Below are 20,260 nucleotides of genomic sequence, written 5' to 3'. Positions count from 1 at the left end.
TGCCGCGCCCGCCTCAGGCATAGCGGCGAACCTCGCCGGGGCCGTCCGGCAGGTTGCTGATGCAGCGCCCGCACAGGTCCGGATGCTCGGCATGCGTGCCGACGTCCGGGCGATGGTGCCAGCAGCGCTCGCACTTGGCATGCGCGCTGGCGGCCACCGCCACGGCCAGCCCCTCCAGCTCGGTGGCCTCGGCGTCGTCGCCGGCGGCGTCCCGCGAGGCCAGATGCACCTCGCTGGTCAGCAGCACGAAGCGCAGCTCGTCGCCCAGCCGACCCAGCGTCTCGCGCAGGTCGTCGGCGGCGTAGAGGGTGACCTCGGCGGACAGCCCGCTCTTGATGCGCTTGGCGTTGCGGGCGTCCTCCAGGCACTTGTTGACCGCCTGCTTGACCTGCAGCACCCGCTCCCAGAACTCGCGGCCGAACGCGGCGCCGTCGTCGAGGGTCGCCAGGCCGGCGTAGAAGGTCTCGAGCAGCACGCTCTCGCGACGCTCGCCGGGGATGTGCTCGTAGATCTCCTCGCCGGTGAAGCTGAGGATCGGCGCCACCCAGCGCGACAGCGCCTCGACCACGTGATACAGCGCGGTCTGGCAGCTGCGCCGTGCCAGCGAGTCGGCCTGGGTGGTGTACTGGCGGTCCTTGATCACGTCCAGATAGAAGCCGCCCAGCTCCCGCGAGCAGAAGGTATGCACCTGCTGGTAGACCTCGAGGAAGCGGTACTCGGCGTAGGCCGTCTCGATGCGTGACTGCAGCTGCGCGGCGCGGTCGACTACCCACTGGTCCAGCGCCAGCAGATCATCGAAGGCCACGGCGTCACGCGCGGGGTCGAAGCCGTTGAGGTTGGCGAGCAGGAAGCGCGCGGTGTTGCGGATGCGCCGGTAGGCATCGGCGGTGCGCTTGAGGATCTCGTCGGAGACCGCCATCTCGCCCGAGTAGTCGGTGGAGGCTACCCACAGGCGCAGGATGTCGGCGCCCAGCTTGTCCATCACCTCCTGCGGGGCGATCACGTTGCCCACCGACTTGGACATCTTGCGGCCGTGGGCGTCGACGGTGAAGCCGTGGGTCAGCAGCCCCTTGTAGGGCGGATGGCCGTCGATCGCGCAGCCGGTGAGCAGCGAGGAGTGGAACCAGCCGCGATGCTGGTCGGAACCTTCCAGATACAGGTCGGCCCGCGGCCCCCGGGCATGGCCGAGGGCGTGGGAGCCGCGCAGCACGTGCCAGTGGGTGGTGCCGGAGTCGAACCACACGTCGAGGGTGTCGGTGGTCTTCTCGTAGTCGGCGGCCTCGTCGCCGAGCAGCTCGGCGGCGTCGAGCCGGAACCAGGCGTCGATGCCCTCGGCCTCGATGCGCTGCGCCACGGCTTCCATCAGCTCCAGCGTGCGCGGATGCAGCTCGCCGGTGGCCTTGTGCAGGAAGAACGGGATCGGCACGCCCCAGTTGCGCTGGCGCGAGATGCACCAGTCGGGCCGGTTGGCGATCATGCTGTGCAGCCGTGCCTTGCCCCAGGCCGGAATGAACTGGGTGGCCTCGATGCCTTCCAGGGCTCGCTCGCGCAGGGTCTTGCCGTCCTCGCCGCGAATGTCCATGCCCACGAACCACTGCGCGGTGGCGCGGTAGATCACCGGCGTCTTGTGGCGCCAGCAGTGCATGTAGCTGTGGGTGATCTTCTCGTGGGCGAGCAGCGCCCCGACTTCCTCCAGCTTGGCGACGATCTGCGGGTTGGCCTTCCAGATCAACTGGCCGCCGAAGAACGGCAGATCGTCGGCGTAGACGCCGTCACTCTGCACCGGGTTGCGGATCTCGTCGAAGTCCATGCCGTAGGCACGGCAGGTGACGAAGTCGTCCTCGCCGTAGGCCGGCGCCGAGTGGACGATGCCGGTCCCCGCGTCGGTGGCCACGTAATCGCCCAGGTACACCGGCGACAGGCGATCGTAGAACGGATGGCGGAAGCGCAGGTTCTCGAGGCGCGCCCCGGTGGTGGTGGCCAGCGTCTCGCCGCTCAGCCCGAAGCGCTCGAGGCTGCTGTCGACCAGGTCCTCGGCGAGCACCAGCAGCCGCTCGCCGGTATCGACCAGCGCGTAGTTCACCTCGGGGTGCACGTTGAGTGCCTGGTTGGCGGGGATGGTCCAGGGCGTGGTGGTCCAGATCACCACCGCCGCCGGCTTGCTCAGGGCGTCGAGACCGAAGGCCTCGGCCAGCGCCGCGGGGTCATCGGCGGCGAAGGCCACGTCGATGGCGTCGGACTTCTTGTCGGCGTACTCGACCTCGGCCTCGGCCAGCGCCGAGCCGCAGTCGAAACACCAGTTGACCGGTTTCAGGCCCTTGAACACGTAGCCGTGGCGGACCATCTCGGCCAGCGCGCGTACCTCGCCCGCCTCGTTGGCGAAATCCATGGTGCGGTACGGATGCGCCCAGTCGCCCACCACGCCCAGGCGCACGAAGTCCTTGCGCTGGCCGTCGATCTGCTCGGCGGCGTACTCGCGGCACAGCGCACGCGCCTCGTCCGGCGGCAGGTGCTTGCCGTGCAGCGTCTCGATCTTGTGCTCGATGGGCAGCCCGTGGCAGTCCCAGCCCGGCACGTAGGGCGCGTCGAAACCGGCCAGCCCCTTGGCCTTGATGATGATGTCCTTGAGGATCTTGTTGACGGCATGCCCGATGTGAATGCTGCCGTTGGCATACGGAGGGCCATCGTGCAGCACGAAGGACTGGCGATCCCGCCCCGCCTCGCGCAGGCGCTGGTAGAGATCGAGCTCCTGCCAGCGCTGGAGGCGCGCCGGTTCCCGCTTGGGCAGATTGCCGCGCATCGGGAAGTCGGTTTCTGGCAGGTTGAGAGTGTGCTTGTAGTCGCTCATAGCCTTGGGTCAGCCGTCATCGTTGTCGGCGGACGCATCCGCCGGGAAATCGGAAGTCGTGGAACCCGGCGCCAGCGGCGCCGAGGCCAGCTCGGAGAGACACGCCCCGCCGTCATGCCCCGAGGCGACGGCGTGTTGACGAAAGTAGGCCCGCGCGCGCGCCTGGTCGAGGGTGATCTGGTGCTTGAGCGCCTCGAGGCCGTCGAAGGTCAGCTCGCCGCGCAGCCGGGCGCAGGGCAGCACCTCGATCACCTGGCCGTAGAGGTCCTCGTCGACATCGAACAGATGCACCTCCAGCACCGGGCGCGAGGCCCCGACCGTGGGCCGCCAGCCGACGTTCGCCACCCCCGGCAGGCAGCGCCCGTCGGCGAGCCGGGTCAGCACCGCATAGACCCCGCGCAGGGCCAGCGGCCCGGGCAGCAGCGGCACGTTGGCGGTGGGCACGCCGATGGTGCGCCCCAGCTGGCGATCGGCGACGACCCGGCCGATGAAGCGATAGGGCCGCCCCAGCAGCCGTGCGGCCTGGTAGAAGTTGCCGCTGGCCAGCAGCGTGCGGATGCGGGTGCTGGAGACCCGCTCGTCGTCGAGCAGGAAGGTCCGGGTGTGCTCGACCCCGAAGCCTTCCTGCTCGCCGATCTCGCGCAGCAGGGCGAAGTCCCCGCGCCGATCGCAGCCGAAGCGGAAGTCGTCGCCCACCACCAGATGGCGCACGCCCAGCCCCTCGAGCAGCACGCGATCGACAAAGGCCCGGGCGGTCAGGCTGCGCAGCGCCTCGTTGAAGGGCAGGCAGACGATGCGCTCGGCGCCGTGCTCGGCGAGCAGGCGCACCTTGTCGCGCAGCCGGGTCAGCCGCGGCGGCGCCTGGTCGCCGGCGAAGTACTCGCGTGGCTGCGGCTCGAAGATCACCACGGTCACCGGCAGCGCCAGCGCCCGCGCCCGGTCGCGCAGCTGGTCGAGGATCGCCTGATGACCGCGATGCACGCCATCGAAGTTGCCGATGGTCGCCACGCATCCCCGGTGATGCGCTTTCAGATTGTGCAGACCGCGGATCAGTTGCATACGTCGCTCGGGCATCATCAAATCGTCGATTATAACGAAGGGGATGGGGCTTGACAGCCGCCATCACCCCTGCAGGCGAAAGTCACGCAGGCGCACCCCGGTCGCCCACAGCCAGGCAAAGTAGGTCGCGGCCCCGCCGACCACCAGGGCCGCGAGCCAGGCCGCGCGGCGCCAGACACTCCAGTCGAGCCACACATGCCAGTCCGGCGACAGCCACCACAGCCCGCCCACCATCAGGGCGCAACCGCCCGTCAGCTGCAAGGCATAGCGCCCCCAGCCGGGCTGGAAGACCAGCACGCCGCGCCGGCGCAACCCCCGGGCCAGCAACCCGGCATTGACGAAGGCCGACGCCGAGGTGGCCAGCGCCAGCCCGGCATGCGCCAGCGGCAGGATCAGCGCCAGGTTGAAGGCCATGTTGGCGACCATGGCGACGATGCCGATCTTCACCGGCGTGGCAGTGTCCTGGCGGGCGAAGTAGCCCGGCGCCAGGACCTTGATCAGCATGAAGGCCACCAGCCCCAGCGCATAGGCGCGCAGGCTCCTCGACGCCATGACGATGTCGTGGTCGGTCATCGCCCCGTAGTGGAACAGGCTGACCAGCAGCGGCTCGGCGAGCACCACCAGCGCCAGCGCCGCCGGCAGGCCCAGCAGCAGCACGGCGCGCAGCGACCAGTCGAGCATCTTCGCGAAATGCTCGCGGGACTGCTCGGCATGGCGCTTGGACAGCGCCGGCAGGATCACCGTGCCGATCGCCACACCGAACACCCCCAGCGGCAGCTCCACCAGGCGATCCGAATAGTAGAGCCACGACACGCTCCCCGAGGCGAGCAGCGAGGCCAGCACGGTATCCAGCAGCAGATTGACCTGCGACACCGAGACCCCGAACAGGGCCGGCGCCATCAGCCACAGGACGCGCCGCACGCCGGGATGGCGAAAGCGCGGCCAGGGCCGCGGCAGCAGCCCCTGACGCGCCAGGAACGGCACCTGAAAGGCCAGCTGGGCCGCCCCGGCGATCAGCACCCCCCAGGCCAGGGCCATCGACGGCACCGCCATCCACGGGGTCAGCCACACCGCGGCGCCGATCAGCACCAGGTTGAGCAGCACCGGGGTGAAGGCCGGTACGGCGAAGCGATTCCAGGTATTGAGCACGCTGCCGGAAAACGCCGTCAGCGAGATCAGCAGCAGGTAGGGAAACGTCAGCCGCAGCATGTCGGCGGTCAGCGCCAGCTTCTCGGGATCGCGGCCGAAGCCCGGCGCGAACAGCCAGGCCAGCCAGGGCGCGGCCAGCATCGCCAGGGCGGTGAGCAGGGCCAGGACCAGCGTCAGGCTCCCCGAGACCGCATCGAGCAGTTCGCGCACCTCCTCGCGGGTACGCTGCGTGGCGTACTCGGAGAGCACCGGCACGAAGGCCTGGTTGAAGGCCCCCTCGGCGAACAGCCGGCGCATGAAGTTGGGGATCTTGAACGCCACGAAGAAGGCATCGGCGCCGCTGCCGGCCCCGAACAGCGCGGCGATGGTCACGTCGCGCACCAGCCCCATCACCCGCGAGATCATGGTCATCACGCTGACCACCAGCCCCGAGCGCAGCAGCCCCCCGCGACGCGATGCCGCCCTGCCCGGGGCCGACTCGGGGCCGCCGTCACCCGCGGCGGGCGAGACGCCGGTGACGTCATCGGCGGTCACGCGGCGACCGGACTGGGCTTGCTGCTCGGCCATCACGCCTCCTTGCTGACCCTCACGCCACCGGCGGCACGCACGCGGGTGGCACGCACACGGGTGGCACGCACAAAAAAACCGGCCGTAGCCGGTTTTTCGAGAACCCGTGACCGTCGGGCGCGCCGACGGTCATCGGCTCAGCGACACCGGCTCAGGCCGCCAGCGCCTTGATCCGCTTGTTGAGACGGCTCTTGATGCGGGCCGCCTTCTTCTTGGACAGCGCGTCCTTGTCGGCGATGCGGTCGATGACCGGCTGCGCCGCCTTGAACGCGTCCATGGCCTGGGCGTGATCGCCGGTCTGGATCGCCTTGATCACACGCTTGACGTAGGTCCGCACCATGCTGCGCTGGCTGGCGTTGTGCTTGCGACGCTGTTCCGCCTGGCGCGCGCGCTTCTGGGCTTGCTTGGTATTCGCCACCGTAATCTCCTTGGAGAATCGCTAAATTCGGTAGATAAGTCTTTGACCGGCTTCGACTCTTCGGATCCGCCGAAGCGGTTTGGCCGCTCAACAACCACGGGCCATGTCTGAGAGGATGCGGCATTCTAGCACGGCGCCCCGGGGCTTGCCACAGCCCGCGCGGTGCCTGAGTCGAGTCCCGCGGCACACTTCCGGCCGGCGGGGCTATCCGAAAAGTCGGCGGGCGAGGGCCAGCCAGGCCGTGGGAGCGACTTCAGTCGCGATGAAGCCGCCACCGGGCCGCCGTTGTCGGGGATGAATCCCCTCCCACAGACTACTCCGGCAGGCCGGCCAGCCTGGCTTGCTCCGACTGGCCGGAGGGAGCGCCCGTGAACACCTGATGGGGGGGGGTATACCGCTACAGCACCACCAGGTTGTCGCGATGGATCAGCTCCGGGGCTTCCATGTAGCCGAGGATCGCCTCGATCTGGTGGCTCGGCTGGCCGAGCAGGCGCGCCGCCGCATCGCTGCCGTAGTTGACCAGCCCCTTGGCCACCCGCTCGCCCTGCTCGTCGACACAGACCACCATGTCGCCGCGCACGAAATGCCCCTCGACAGCCCGCACGCCCACCGGCAGCAGGCTCGAGCCGCGATCGCGCAGCACGCTCACCGCACCGGCATCCAGAGTCAGGGTGCCGCGCACCTTCAACTGCCCGGCGAGCCAGCGCTTGCGCGCGGCCAGCGGCGCGTGCTCGGGCCGCAGCAGCGTGCCCAGCCGCTCGCCGTCGATCAGCCGGGTCAGCACGTCCGCCTGGCGGCCGCCGGCGATCGCCGTCACCGCCCCGGAGCGCGCCGCCAGCCGGGCCGCGCGGATCTTGGTGGTCATGCCGCCACGCCCCAGCACGCCGCCGCCGCCGGCCATCGCCGCCAGCCGCGGGTCGTCGGCGCGCCCCTCGGGAATCAGCGCGGCCTGCGGGTTGTGGCGCGGGTCGGCGTCGTAGAGCCCTTCCTGGTCGGTGAGGATGACCAGGGCATCGGCCTCGAGCAGGTTGGCCACCAGTGCGCCCAGGGTGTCGTTGTCGCCGAAGCGGATCTCGTCGGTGACCACGGTGTCGTTCTCGTTGACCACCGGGATCACCCGCAGGTCGACCAGGGTGCGCAGCGCGGAGCGCGCGTTGAGGTAGCGCTTGCGGTTGGACAGGTCGTCGTGGGTCAGCAGCACCTGGGCGCTGCGCAGCTCGTGACGGGCGAAGTGGCCCTGATAGCACTGCGCCAGGCCGGTCTGGCCCACCGCCGCGGCGGCCTGCAGCTCGTGGACCGCCGAGGGACGCACGCTCCAGCCGAGCTGCGCCATGCCCGCCGCCACCGCGCCGGAGGAGACCAGCACCACCTCGATGCCGCGTGCATGCAGCGCGGCGATCTGGTCGACCCAGCCGCCGATGGCCGGCTCGTCGAGGCCGCGACCGTCATCGGTCAGCAGCGCGCTGCCGATCTTCACCACCACGCGCCGCGCGCCGGTCAGCGCCTCGCGTCCCGGCGCCCGCTCGTCGTTGCTCTGCATCCTCTCCTCGACTCCACTGCTGTCCCGGCCCGGGGCGCCCGACAGGCACCCGTCGCCTCAGGGGGCGTACTCGACCTCGACATCGTAATCGTCGTCGTCGAAGTCGTCATCGTCGTCCACGTCCTCGCGGGCCGGCTTGCGCTTGCGGCTCAACCGCGACTCGGCGCGCGCCACCGCCTCGGCCTCCATGCGTGCGCGCATCTCGCGCTCGCGCTCAGCGACCACCTCGTCCTCGGTCTCGAGGATGCGCTGGTCGGTCAGCCAGCGGTGCACCGCCTCCACCAGCGGCCGCGTCCCCTCGGCGGCGATCGCCGAGATGCGGAACACCGGTCCTTCCCAGGCCAGCGCCGCGACGATCGCCTCGGCGCGTGCCTCGCGCTCGTCCTCGGGCAGCAGGTCGAGCTTGTTGAGCACCAGCCAGCGCGGCCGCTCGGCCAGGGCCGGCGAGAACTGCTCGAGCTCGCGAGCGATGGCCCGGGCCGACTCGACCGGGTCGGACTCGTCGAACGGCGCCACATCGACCACGTGCAGCAGCAGCCGCGTGCGGGTCAGGTGCTTGAGAAAGCGCAGCCCCAGCCCGGCGCCGTCGGAGGCACCCTCGATCAGCCCCGGCACGTCGGCCATCACGAAGTGCTCATGGGTGCCCAGCTTGACCACCCCGAGGTTGGGCACCAGCGTGGTGAACGGGTAGTTGGCGACCTTGGGCTTGGCGGCCGACACGGCGCGGATCAGCGTCGACTTGCCGGCATTGGGCATGCCCAGCAGGCCGACATCGGCCATCACCTTCATTTCCAGACGCAGGTTGCGCCGCTCGCCCGGCGTGCCCGGCGTGGTCTTGCGCGGCGCGCGATTGGTCGAGGACTTGAAGTGGATATTGCCCAGCCCGCGACGCCCGCCCTGGGCGACCAGCACAACCTGACCGGACTCGGTGACATCGGCGATCACCTCGAGGGTATCCTCGTCGATCACCGTGGTGCCCACCGGCACCTTGACGTGCAGGTCGTCGCCGGCCTTGCCGCTCATCTGGCGGCCCTGCCCCGGCTGACCGTTGGGGGCCTTGTAGAAGCGCTGATACTTGAAATCGATCAGGGTGTTCAGCGCGTCGTCGCCGATCAGGTAGACACTGCCGCCGTGGCCGCCGTCGCCGCCGTCCGGCCCGCCCTTGGGCACGAACTTCTCGCGGCGGAAGCTCAGGCAGCCCTTGCCGCCGTTGCCGGCCTCCACGATGATCGATGCTTCGTCGACGAATTGCATTGGACACTCTCCCGACGGCACAGGCCGTCATGATACAAGAAGGCCCCGCCATGGCGGGGCCGGATGGCGAGGCCTTCCTGCGTCGATTCGCGACGGTCTCAGGCGGAGACGACGCTCACGAACTTGCGGTTCTTCGGACCCTTGGTCTCGAACTTGACCACGCCTTCGTCCAGGGCGAACAAGGTGTGGTCCTTGCCGATGCCGACGCCGGTACCGGCGTGGAACCGGGTGCCGCGCTGACGCACGATGATGTTGCCCGGCGCGACGGCCTGGCCACCGAACAGCTTGACACCCAGACGCTTGGATTCGGAGTCGCGGCCGTTGCGCGTACTACCGGCTGCCTTCTTGTGAGCCATTGCAAATACCTCGCTCGTTCGGGGGAGTACTGCCGCTTACGCGGAGATCCCGGTGATCTTGACTTCCGTGAACCACTGACGGTGGCCCTGACGACGCATGGAGTGCTTGCGACGACGGAACTTGAGGATGTTGACCTTCTCGCCACGACCGTGGGACACGACTTCGGCGGTCACCTTGGCACCGTCGACCAGCGGCGCGCCGACCTTGACGTCGTCGCCGTCGGCGACCAGCAGCACCTGGTCGAAATCGAGGCTGTCGCCGGTGGCCACTTCAAGCTTCTCGAGCTTCAGGGTCTGGCCTTCCTGGACGCGGTACTGCTTACCGCCACTCTTGATAACAGCGTACATGTTGCTCTCCAGACACTCATCGGGGGATGGGCTCTTCATCGACCTGCGGCGAGTGGCGCCCCTTCCGGCAGCCATCTGACAGGGAGCATGATGAGTAGGGTCGCGGATTATAACCGTCGCCGACCACGGCGGCAAGAGGCTCGATCGGGCGCCACGCCGCACGGCGCCTCGCCTTGACGCCCCCCACCCCCCCTCATAGCATAGCGACAAGCCTAGGCCGGCCCCGGGTTCGACTGCCGCACGCTTGCCGGGCGCTCAGAGCCTCGTCCGTTTCACGACGACGCCCTCGGCCAGCGCCCGGCGCTTGCCGGGCCCCAACTCCAGGACCACAGCCCACGACATGCAACCCAACGCATCGCCCATTCATGCCGCGGTGGCCGAGGATTTCGCCGCCGTCGATCGCACGGTCCTCGACCAGCTGCACTCGCGGGTACCGCTCGTCGAGACCATCGGCCAGTACATCATCGACAGCGGCGGCAAGCGCCTGCGCCCGCTGCTGGTACTCCTGTCCGCACGCGCGCTGGACTACGCCGGCGACGCCCACATCCGCCTGGCCACGCTGATCGAGTTCATGCACACCTCGACGCTGCTCCACGACGACGTGGTCGACGAGTCGAGCCTGCGACGCGGCCGCACCACCGCCAACGAGAACTGGGGCAACGCCCCCTCGGTGCTGGTCGGCGACTTCCTCTACTCGCGCTCGTTCCAGATGATGGTCGAGATCGGCTCGATGCGGGTCATGCAGATCCTCTCCGCGGCCACCTGTACCATCGCCGAAGGCGAAGTCCTGCAGCTGACCAACGTCGGCAATCCCGACGTCGACGAGGCCGCCTACTTCGAGACCATCACCGGCAAGACGGCGATGCTCTTCGAGGCCGCCTCCCACAGCGGCGCCGTGCTCGCCGGCGCCACGCCGGAGCAGGAGGAGGCCCTGCGCCTCTACGGCCGCCATCTGGGCCTGGCCTTCCAGCTCATCGACGACCTGCTCGACTACCAGGGCGACGCCGGCACCATGGGCAAGAACGTCGGCGACGATCTCGCCGAGGGCAAGCCGACCCTGCCGCTGATCCACGCCATGCGCGAGGGCAACGCCGAACAGGCCGCGCTGATCCGCAAGGCGATCCGCAAGGGCGGGCTCGATTCGCTCGACGAGGTGCTGGCGATCATCGACGAGACCGGCGCGCTGGACTACACCCGCCAGCGCGCCGAGGACATGGCCGCCAGGGCGCTGGCCCAGCTCGAGGCACTGCCCGCCAGCCGCTATCGCGACACCCTCGCGACCCTGGCGCACCTGGCCGTCGAACGCAAAGCCTGAATCAGGGGGTTGCCAAGTGCGCCGCGATGCGTATAATGCAGCCCCGTTGAGGCACACGCCCAGCGACACGGAGTATAGCTCAGCTTGGTAGAGCGCTGCCTTCGGGAGGCAGAGGTCGTAGGTTCGAATCCTGCTACTCCGACCAGGAACATCAGTAAAAACGGCCACTTAGCTCATTGGAGCGGTGGCCGTTTTTCGTTGCTGCGCGTTTGGGTAGCAAATAGGTAGCAAGCAGCGAAGTCTGCCTTCTGACCAGACCAACCCATACCGCACGATTCTGCAGCCTCACTACCAGTGCTCAAGCAGCAGGCACTGCACCGGGGCGTCGTCCGTCTGCTCGGAATGACGCACCCTCTTTCCTTGGCGGCGTGATGGACCCACCGTTCACCATCGTCCCAGCCTACACGCCAAGGGGTGCTATGGCGGTTAAAGGCACGCCTCCACTTGGTGCTCCAGCTGCATGCCCGCGTGGGGCAGCAGGTTGACCACGCCCTTTGGCCGCCGCCAGCTCATCTAAGCCCCTGATAAACTGGACACCTTGTGGCCGGGCGGCAGCCTGACCGTCTCCTCCCGAAGATCACGGAGGAATCCTTTCCCCTTGTTGCTGGGGCAGCTTTTCGTAAGACCTCAGGCTCTGCCAGCACATCTACAGCCAGCTTTATTCCGTTACAATCGCACGAGCAAGGTTCCAATCATCCCTCACCTGACTCATCGGAGCACTGCATATGAAGGAGAAGTGGCTTCATGCCCACGAAGTCGGTACCTCCTTCGGCAGAAATAGCCGCAAGGTGAGCCCCAGGGCCCGCAACGGCAATACCAGCGAGGGCAGCAAGTCCGATGCGTGATCAAGCGACACTCAAGCGCCTGGGATTCATGACCCGGCAGGGCAGCACTCACACGGCTCGCACCCTCATGCTCAGCGAGCTCAGCACCCTGTTCGACCATGTCGCCGAAGAGGCCGGCAAGGAGGAGTACCTGGCCGCCATCCGCGATGCCAACTGCCTCTCCAAGCGCTCCGGCCGCACCCGTCAGCTGACGGCCAGCCATCTGGCCGATCTCTATGGCCTCGACCCTGCCAACCCGATTCACGCCGGCCTGCGCTACTTCTGGTCACGGGATGAGGCCGCACGCGCTCAGCTCGCGCTACTGGCGGCAGCTTCACGCGACTCCCTGCTTCGAGAGCTTGCCCCCGCCATTCTCGCCAAGCCGCTCGGCACCTCGATCACCCGCGAATCGGTCGAGGAGGCCATCGAGCAGCGTTGGCCGGGCCGCTTCAGTCCGGCGACACGGAAGTCCGTCGCCCAGAACATCAACAGCAGCCTGGTGCAGGTCGGCTACCTGCTTGGCCGTATAAAGAAGGTACGCGCCCATCTGGAGCCTGCGACAGGCACTGTCGCCTATGCCCTTTACCTTGCGTGGTTGCAGGGCGGCCGAGGCGAGCTGCTGCTGCAGAGCCCCTGGTGCAAGCTGCTCGACGCCAGCCAAGACCGCCTGCTGGAGCTGGCGGCACAGGCCTCGGCCAAGGGCTGGATAGTGATGCGCCGGGTCGACAACGTGATCGATATCGACTTCCCTGCCCTGGCTCCGGTGGTCACCCAGGCCCTGACGCCCACCGAACCCACGGCTGCCTCTCAGCAGGAGAACCTCCATGAGCAAGGTTAAGCGCCTGATCGACTCCTACGGCCGCTTCATCGCCCTGCCCTGGCGCGACGATGCTGCGGCAGCCCAGCGGGTGGTCTTCTGCGTCTATCCGGAAACCGAGGAACTGCGCCTGCGCGCCAACCTGGGGGAGTTCGAGCTGGTGACGCGCCAGAACGGCCATGAATGGATGGCCTTCGATCTCACCGACACCTTCGCCCTGTGGATGGCCGAGCAGAAATATGCCAAAGGGTACTTCAGATCGCCGGCCAAGCTGGCTACGGTGATCCATCGCTACTTGGACTGGCTGGAAGCGCGCTTTATCGCCGAGCTGTCTGCCCAGGGCGTTGGCAACAACCACGCCGTAACGCTCTACGGGGTGGGCAGCCTGTTCGGCCTGCTGAAGGTCAAGGAGGTAGTCGACCGCCTGGCTCCGCACGTCGGTGGACGCCTGGCCGTGCTGTTCCCGGGCAGCTTCGAGAACAACAACTATCGGCTGCTGGACGGCTACGACGGTTGGAACTACCTGGCCACGCCCATCACCGCCGACGGCGCCCGCTGAGCCGCCGTAACGCACGAATTCGAATTTTGCTTTCGCAGGGGAAAAGAACGCATGCGCAACCGCGATATCTACGCAAAGGACCCATCCCAGCAGCGCCTGGTCAACGAGGGCGTCGCCTACGTCAACGACGACAGAAGCGATCGCGCCCAGACGGTGCTGCGCTATGAGCTGGAGACCTTCGTCTGCGACGGCCAGTACGCCAGGGGCATGCAGGATATCCTCGACACCTACCTGCGCAACCTGAGCGGGGGGGCCTCCCAGCAGCCCGGCGTATGGATCAGCGGCTTCTTCGGCTCGGGCAAATCGCACATGGCCAAGATGCTGCGCAACCTGTGGGAAGACGTCACCCTCGACGACGGCGCCACCGCCCGCGGGCTCGTCCACCTGCCCCAGGAGATCCAGGACCTGTTCAAGGAGCTCTCCACCCAGGGCAAGCGACACGGCGGTCTGTTCGCTGCCTCCGGCACCCTCGGCGCCAGCTCCCGCGACAAGAGCGTGCGCTTGGCGCTGCTCTCGGTCATCTTCCGCGCCGCCGGCCTGCCCCAGCAGTATCCGGTCGCCCGTTTCGTGATGTGGCTGCGCGACGAGGGCATTCTCGACCAGGTGCACGACGACGTCGTCGGCCGCGGCGACGACTGGCAGGAAGAGCTCGACAACTTCTACGTCGCCGAGTCGCTGCACGAGGCCCTGGTCAACGCCAAGCCGAGGATCTTCAGCAGCGTCGAGTCCTGCGCCGAGACCCTTAGCCACCTCTACCCCCACGTCAACGACATCAGCAGCGACGAGATGCTCAAGGCCATCCGCCAGGCGCTGAGCCAGGACGGCAAGATGCCACTCACCCTGGTGGTGCTGGACGAGGTGCAGCAGTACATCGGCACCGACGGGCAGCGCTCCATCGACGTTCAGGAAGCGGTGGAAGCCTGCTGCAAGGAGATTGGCAGCCGGTTGATGTTCATCGGCACCGGCCAGACCGCCATCACCGGCACCAGCAACCTGGCGCGCCTGCAGGGGCGCTTCACCACCCGCATCGAACTCTCCGATGCCGACGTCGACGCCGTGCTCCGCCAGGTGGTGCTGGCCAAGAAGCCCGAGGCCAAGGCGCCGGTCGCCGAGGTGATGGAGGGCAATCTCGGCGAGATCTCCCGCCACCTGGCCGAGACTTCCATTGCTCACCGCCAGGAGGATACCCGCCACTTCGCTCAGGACTACCCCATCCTGCCGGTGCGTCGTCGCTTCTGGGACGCCGCCCTGCGTGTGCTCGACCAGACCGGTACCGACAGCCAGCTGCGCAACCAGCTCAGCATGATCCACAAGGCGATCCAGACCAACCTGGACGCCCCGCTGGGCAACATCATCCCCGGCGACTACCTCTACTTTGACGCCACCGACAAGCTGTTGCAGTTCCGTGCACTGCCGCGCAAGCTCCACGACGCCACCCAGCAGTGGCGTAACGGCAGTGAAGACGAGCAGCTGATGGCGCGAGCCTGTGCCGTGGTGTTCCTGATCAACAAGGTCGCCAGCACCAACACCGAGCTCGGCCTGCATCCTACCCTGGCCAACATCGCCGACCTGCTGGTCGATGACCTCAAGGCCGGCAGCAGCTCGCTGCGCAGTCGCCTGCCGGATCTTCTCGATGAGTGCGAGTTCATCATCAAGGTGGGCGACGAGTATCGGATCCAGACCGAGGAGAGCGCCGCCTGGAACGACGCCTTCCTCGCCCACAAGAGCACCCTGGGCAACGCCACCCACCAGATCGAGACCGAGCGCGACGACCTGATCCGCCAGCACTTCGCCAAGCAGGTCGGTAACCTCACGGTGAACCACGGCGAGTCCAAGGTGCCGCGCCCGCTCTCGCCGGTCTTCGACATGACGCTGCCCAAGGATGCCGCCGAGAGGCTCTATGTCTGGGTGCGCAACGGCTGGTCGGATGACATCAGCCAGGTGCGTGCCGATGCCCGCCAGGCGGGGTCGGAATCCCCCACCCTGTTCGTGTTCATCCCCAAGCGCTCCGCTGACGAGCTACGCAACCAGCTGATCGAGTTCAAGGCCGCCAGCGCGACCCTGGAGACCCGCGGTACGCCCGGCACCCCTGAAGGGGAAGAGGCGCGAGCCGCCATGCAGACTACCCGCGATGCCGCCCAGCGGCGCATTCGCGAACTGCTCGACGAGGCCTTCAACGGCGCCCAGGTATTCCAAGGCGGCGGTAACGAGATCGTCGGTGCCACCCTGCGTGAGGCCATTCAGGAAGGCGCCGAGAACGCCCTGGCCCGCCTGCATCCCAAGTTCCATCAGGCCGACCACGCCGGTTGGGAGAAGGTCTATTCCAAGGCCAAGCAGGGCGCTCCCGATGCCCTCAAGGCCGTGGGCTACGATGGCGAGCCCCAGAGTCATCCGGTATGCAAGGCTGTTCTGAGTTTCCTCGGCGGCGGCAAGAAGGGTAGCGAGATACGCGACCATTTCGAGCACGGTGATTACGGCTGGTCCCAGGACGCCATCGATGGCGCCGTGCAGGTGCTACTGGTCGCCGGACAGATCCGCACCACCGATGGCACCTCTCCCCAGGAGTTGGACCGTCGCGCCATCGGCAAGACCGAGTTCCGCGTGGAGGCCACGACCATCTCCGCGGGGGAGCGCATCAAGATCCGCAAGGTGATGCAGAAGCTCGGCGTGCAGGCCAAGTCTGGCGAGGAGTCCGCCAAGGCGCCGGATTTCGCCGACAAGCTCCGAACCCTGGCCGAACAGGCAGGTGGCGAACCGCCGGCTCCGGAGGCTCCCCGTCTGGATGCCCTGGAAGCCGTGCGTACCAGCAGCGGTAACGACCAGCTCAAGGCCATCGTCAGCAACCAGGGCGAGCTGCTTACCGCCATCGATGAGTGGAAGGCCACCGCCGAGAAGATCCAGCAGCGCCGACCCGCCTGGGGCACACTCAAGCGCCTGGCCGACCACGCCAGGAGCCTGCCCGACGCCGAGCCGTTGCTGGCCCAGGTCAGCCAGATCCGCGAGCACCGCTCGCTGCTGGACGACCCGGATCCCGTCCAGCCCCTGCTGGCCAACCTCACCCAGCAGTTCCGTGACACCTTCAACGACCTGCAGCAGCGCTATGCGGACGAGCATGCCGCCGGAATGCAGCGCCTGGAGGCGGATGACAACTGGCAGCAGCTCTCGCCGGACCAACGCCACGACCTGCTCGCCGCCAAGCGCCTGACGGCTCACGACGCCCCCGAGATCACCCTCGGCGGCACCGACCAGGTCCTGGAAACCCTGAACCATGTGCGTCCCGACGCCCTGGCCGACCGCATCGCCGCGCTATCCAGTCGCTTTGATGAGGTGCTGGTCAAGGCAGCCGAGGAGATGGAGCCCGAGGTGCAGTTCGTCAACCTGCCGCGCCGCACCCTCAAGAGTGAGGCCGATATCGATGCCTGGCTGGAGGACGTTCGTCGTGAGCTGCTCGAGGCCCTGCAGGACGGGCCGGTGATCACCCAGTAACCGAGGGCCATGCCATGCTGACCTCCATTCAGCTGACCAATTTCAAGAGCTACCGGCAGGCCAGGCTGGACCTGGCACCGCTGACCTTCCTGATCGGCCCCAACGCCTCGGGCAAGAGCAACGCCCTGGAGGGCATTCGATTGCTCAACTGGCTGGCCAAGGGGAAACGCCTGGACGATATCGAGCGCGATATCCAGGGCGGCGATACCGTGGTGCGTGGTCAGGCCCGTGATCTGTTCCGAATGGACGGCGAGCCCTTCACGCTGGAGGCGCACCTGGCCGATGCACCCGAGGGTTGGGGCGACTTCTCCATCACCATCGACCAGCTCAGCGACCAGCTGGTGGTGGCGGGCGAGCAGATCACCCATCCTGACCAGAAGGTGCCCCTCTACCGGGTGGACAGCGAGCCCAACGAGCACAGCGATGAGATCAGCATCGCCTATAACAACTTTCGGCGTGGGCGCACCAAGCCGCATATACCCTGTTCCAACCGTCAGGCAGTGTTCTATCAGCTGGAGACGCCCGGCCGCTTTCAGCAATCCCACACCGAGGCCCAGGAGCTGATTCCCGAGGTGACCCGCGCGCTGCGCGAGACGCTGCGGAATATCGTCTTCCTCGACCCGCGCCCGGCGCAGATGCGCGACTACGAGTACGCCGGCGACAAGCACCTCAAGGAGGATGGCAGCAATCTCTCCGCGGTGCTCTACCAACTTTGTCAGATCCCGAGCAGTAAGCAGGCACTGCTCGATTTTATCCGCTCGCTTCCGGAACAGGACATCACCGATATCCAGTTTATCGAGACGCCCCGCCAGGACGTCATGGTCAGCCTGGAAGAGACCTTCGGCGAACAGCAGCGCTTCATGGATGCTCCGCTCCTCTCCGACGGGACCCTGCGGGTGCTGGCCGTGGGCGCGGCACTGCTCTCGGCGCCCGAGGGTGCGCTGCTGATCATCGAGGAGGTCGACAACGGCGTGCATCCCAGCCGGGCCGATGTGCTGGTCAAGCAGATTCGCGATGTGGCCAGCCAACGGCAGCTGCGCGTGCTGATGACCTCCCACAACCCGGCCCTGCTGGATGCCTTGCCCGATGCGGCCCTGGCTCATGTGCTGTGCTGCTACCGAGACCCGCATCAGGGCGACAGCCGACTGGTAAGGCTGGGCGACATGGAGCGCTATAGCGAGCTGGTGGCCCAGGGGCCGCTGGGCCAGCTGATGACTCGCAAGGTGCTGGAGCGCTTCCTCAAGGACGACACCTCGCCGGAACAGCGCCGCGACGCGGCCCTGGCCTGGCTGGAGGAGCTCAAGCAGGACACGGAGTCTCAGGGATGAGCGCCATCTGTCTCGTTGATACCTCAGTATTCGTGGAGATCCTCAGGGTCCCCGGGATGGACAGTCAATACGTTGAGGTCGTCGCGGAGCTGGAAGACCGGCTCACCCGCCAGGAGTCCCTGTTTCTGCCCATGGCGACGATACTGGAAACCGGCAACCATATCGGCCAGCACGGCGACGGCCGTGAGCGCCGGGCCTGTGCCCAACGCTTCGTGCAGCAGGTCGGAGTGGCATTGAAAGGAGAGAGCCCCTTCAAGCCCATCAACTTCCTGGAAGCCGAGCAGCTGCAGGCCTGGCTGGCGGAGTTTCCCGACCACGCCGGCCGGGGCAGTGGACTGGGTGATCTCTCCATCATCCACGACTGGCAACGGCTCTGTGAGCAGAACCCGCAGCGCCGCGTCACGATCTGGTCGTTGGATCAGCATCTTGCCGGCTACGACCGACCGGCGCCGTAATGCACACGGCTGAGCATTAACCGCCGATCAATGCGCACAGCAATGCTCACATGCAATAGAACACGCATTCGCAGGGATACCGTGGAAGGAAGCAACATGGATAGCAGCATGCAGCCACTCGACAAGACACTCCGCAACCAACTCGACCGCACCGTGCGCAAGGCGCGACCTGTCGCCGAACAGGCCGCCGAGGCTGCCCTGGAGCAGCTCGGCGTCGGCGAGGAGACCCCGCCCAGCTACCTGAGTGACAACCAGCGCGCCCTGCGCCGCCGGCTTCGCGCCCATGCCCGCAGCCTGGGCGACCCCCTCAAGGAGGGCGCCCAGGCGGTCACCCGGCTGATCGGCGAGATCGCCTACGAGCACTGGCACCGCATGCTGTTCGCCCGCTTCCTGGCCGAGAACGAGCTGTTGATGTACGACGGCGTAGCCGTCACTCTGGAGGAGTGCGAGGAGCTGGCGGAAGAGGAAGCTGAACAAGGCGAGCGCACCAGCGGCTGGGCCCTGGCCGCTCGGCTGGCCAGCACCATGCTGCCCCAGGTGTTCCGCGTCGACAGCCCGGTGTTCGAGCTCACCCTGGCCGCCGAGTATCAGCGCGAACTGGAAGAACTGCTGGCCGGCCTGCCGGTGCAGGTCTTCCACGCCAGCGACAGCCTGGGCTGGGTGTACCAGTTCTGGCAGACCGACAACAAGGAGCGCATCAACCGCTCCGAGGTGAAAATCGGCGCCGACGAGCTGCCCGCCGTCACCCAGCTGTTCACCGAGCCCTACATGGTCAGCTTCCTACTGGATAACAGCCTGGGCGCCTGGTGGGCCGCTCGTCGCCTGTCGGAAGCCGATCTGGCCAGCGCCGAGAGCGAGCAGGCGCTGCGTGACAAGGCCAGCCTGCCCGGCGTGCCGCTGGAGTACCTGCGCTTCGTCAAGGACGAGGAGACCGGCCAATGGACGCCTGCCGCCGGCACCTTCGATGCCTGGCCGGAAAGCCTTGCCGAACTCAAGACCCTGGACCCCTGCTGCGGCAGCGGCCACTTCCTGGTCGCCGCCCTGCTGATGCTGGTGCCTATGCGCATGGAGCTGGAGGGCTTGAACGCCAGCGACGCCGTGGATGCGGTGCTGCGCGACAATCTGCACGGCCTGGAGATCGACCAGCGCTGCGTGGAGCTGGCTGCTTTCGCCCTGGCCCTCACCGCTTGGCGGTACCCCGGCACTGGTGGCTATCGCAAGTTGCCGGAGCTGCACCTAGCTTGCTCCGGCCTTCCAATAAATGCGAAAAAAAGCGAATGGCTAGCACTAGCTGAGGATAATACTAATTTACGTATAGCACTAGACGATCTCTATTCACAATTTAAAGAGGCTCCTGTTCTAGGTAGTCTGATCCAGCCTGAAAAAAGCTTGAGTAGTGAATCGTTGTTTGAAATAAAATGGAAAGATATTGAACCGCTCTTATCAAGAGCTCTCGCAGAAGAAGAAACCGAGACCACAGAAGTAAGGGTTATTGCAAAAGGTATTGCTAAAGCTGCTTCCATCTTATTCAATCAATACCATTTCTTACCAACCAACGTCCCTTATTTGTCGCAAGGAAAACAATCGCCTATATTATCCAGTTTCTGCAAAAACAGCTTCTACGACGCTCGCCACGACTTGGCAAATGTTTTCCTTGAGCGGATGCATGATCTTTTAAGAGACAACGGTGTTGCTCAAGTAGTAATGCCTCAAAACTGGCTTTATCTAAAGCGTTATCAAAACCATAGAATTGGCTTATTGAGAAAATGGAAATGGAACCTCACTGCACGACTTGGAGAGGGAGGTTTTGATAGCGCATCTGCTGCAGGAGCATTCGTAGCACTCTACACTTTTACAAATACCTGAATCCGTGATGCCGGCGTCGACACTTTCCCTATCGCCGTCAGCGAGCATTTTTTGACCTCCGATTCCGTCTC

15 protein-coding genes and 1 tRNA gene are annotated in these 20,260 nt (G+C 66.6%); 8 read left to right on the top strand and 8 right to left on the bottom strand.

Going from position 1 to position 20,260, the window contains the following annotated elements; genetic code table 11:
• Window positions 1-13 precede the first annotated feature (13 nt).
• The 8 genes from ileS to rplU form a co-directional block, all read right to left on the bottom strand.
• On the bottom strand, window positions 14-2,848 hold the full coding sequence (ileS, locus tag G7A98_RS15525; protein WP_163650591.1) for an isoleucine--tRNA ligase: 2,835 nt from the start codon (window positions 2,846-2,848) through the stop codon (window positions 14-16).
• Between the two features lie 9 nt (window positions 2,849-2,857).
• Complete coding sequence (gene ribF, locus G7A98_RS15520; RefSeq protein WP_163650590.1) at window positions 2,858-3,907, bottom strand: bifunctional riboflavin kinase/FAD synthetase; 1,050 nt, start codon at window positions 3,905-3,907, stop codon at window positions 2,858-2,860.
• Between the two features lie 63 nt (window positions 3,908-3,970).
• The gene (gene murJ / locus G7A98_RS15515; RefSeq protein ID WP_163650589.1) at window positions 3,971-5,623 is read right to left on the bottom strand and encodes a murein biosynthesis integral membrane protein MurJ; all 1,653 of its coding nucleotides are present in this window, start codon (window positions 5,621-5,623) and stop codon (window positions 3,971-3,973) included.
• A 151-nt stretch (window positions 5,624-5,774) separates the two neighbouring features.
• Window positions 5,775-6,041, bottom strand: a complete 267-nt coding sequence (rpsT, locus tag G7A98_RS15510; RefSeq protein ID WP_163650588.1) for a 30S ribosomal protein S20 — start codon at window positions 6,039-6,041, stop codon at window positions 5,775-5,777.
• Between the two features lie 397 nt (window positions 6,042-6,438).
• Window positions 6,439-7,581 (bottom strand): glutamate 5-kinase, encoded by a 1,143-nt coding sequence (gene proB, locus G7A98_RS15505; protein ID WP_163650587.1) that lies wholly within the window; start codon window positions 7,579-7,581, stop codon window positions 6,439-6,441.
• A gap of 57 nt (window positions 7,582-7,638) precedes the next feature.
• Window positions 7,639-8,835 (bottom strand): Obg family GTPase CgtA, encoded by a 1,197-nt coding sequence (cgtA, locus tag G7A98_RS15500; RefSeq protein WP_163650586.1) that lies wholly within the window; start codon window positions 8,833-8,835, stop codon window positions 7,639-7,641.
• Window positions 8,836-8,933: 98 nt separating this feature from the next.
• A complete protein-coding gene (rpmA, locus tag G7A98_RS15495; RefSeq protein ID WP_163650585.1) occupies window positions 8,934-9,191 on the bottom strand; it encodes a 50S ribosomal protein L27 in 258 nt (85 codons plus the stop codon).
• A gap of 36 nt (window positions 9,192-9,227) precedes the next feature.
• Window positions 9,228-9,539 carry a 50S ribosomal protein L21 gene (rplU, locus tag G7A98_RS15490; protein WP_163650584.1) on the bottom strand — a complete coding sequence of 104 codons (312 nt, stop codon included), beginning with the start codon at window positions 9,537-9,539 and terminating at the stop codon, window positions 9,228-9,230.
• 340 nt (window positions 9,540-9,879) lie between these two features.
• On the opposite strand from rplU, the gene ispB reads away from it, so the two are divergent.
• The 8 genes from ispB (at window position 9,880) to G7A98_RS15450 (ending at window position 20,189) form a co-directional block, all read left to right on the top strand.
• Entirely contained in the window at window positions 9,880-10,854 is a 975-nt protein-coding gene (gene ispB, locus G7A98_RS15485; protein WP_163650583.1) for an octaprenyl diphosphate synthase, read from the top strand.
• Window positions 10,855-10,922: 68 nt separating this feature from the next.
• Window positions 10,923-10,999 (top strand) — tRNA-Pro (locus G7A98_RS15480).
• A gap of 692 nt (window positions 11,000-11,691) precedes the next feature.
• Window positions 11,692-12,516, top strand: a complete 825-nt coding sequence (locus tag G7A98_RS15475; protein ID WP_205596295.1) for a hypothetical protein — start codon at window positions 11,692-11,694, stop codon at window positions 12,514-12,516.
• Window positions 12,503-13,054 (top strand): BREX protein BrxB domain-containing protein, encoded by a 552-nt coding sequence (locus G7A98_RS15470; protein WP_163650582.1) that lies wholly within the window; start codon window positions 12,503-12,505, stop codon window positions 13,052-13,054. Before G7A98_RS15475 ends, G7A98_RS15470 begins: the two co-directional genes overlap by 14 nt.
• A gap of 51 nt (window positions 13,055-13,105) precedes the next feature.
• Window positions 13,106-16,540, top strand: coding sequence for a BREX system P-loop protein BrxC (gene brxC / locus G7A98_RS15465; RefSeq protein WP_163650581.1), 3,435 nt, complete (start codon window positions 13,106-13,108; stop codon window positions 16,538-16,540).
• Window positions 16,541-16,554: 14 nt separating this feature from the next.
• On the top strand, window positions 16,555-17,868 hold the full coding sequence (locus G7A98_RS15460) for an AAA family ATPase (RefSeq protein ID WP_163650580.1): 1,314 nt from the start codon (window positions 16,555-16,557) through the stop codon (window positions 17,866-17,868).
• 56 nt (window positions 17,869-17,924) lie between these two features.
• Window positions 17,925-18,323: a hypothetical protein gene (locus G7A98_RS15455; RefSeq protein WP_205596294.1), complete on the top strand. Its 399-nt coding sequence runs from the start codon at window positions 17,925-17,927 to the stop codon at window positions 18,321-18,323.
• 96 nt (window positions 18,324-18,419) lie between these two features.
• On the top strand, window positions 18,420-20,189 hold the full coding sequence (locus tag G7A98_RS15450) for a DNA methyltransferase (RefSeq protein ID WP_205596293.1): 1,770 nt from the start codon (window positions 18,420-18,422) through the stop codon (window positions 20,187-20,189).
• Window positions 20,190-20,260: the final 71 nt, after the last annotated feature.

It is taken from the genome of Modicisalibacter sp. 'Wilcox' (assembly GCF_010993675.1).
In the GTDB taxonomy this organism is placed as follows: Bacteria; Pseudomonadota; Gammaproteobacteria; order Pseudomonadales; family Halomonadaceae; genus Modicisalibacter; species Modicisalibacter tunisiensis.
This window is presented reverse-complemented; position numbering and strand designations above follow the sequence as displayed.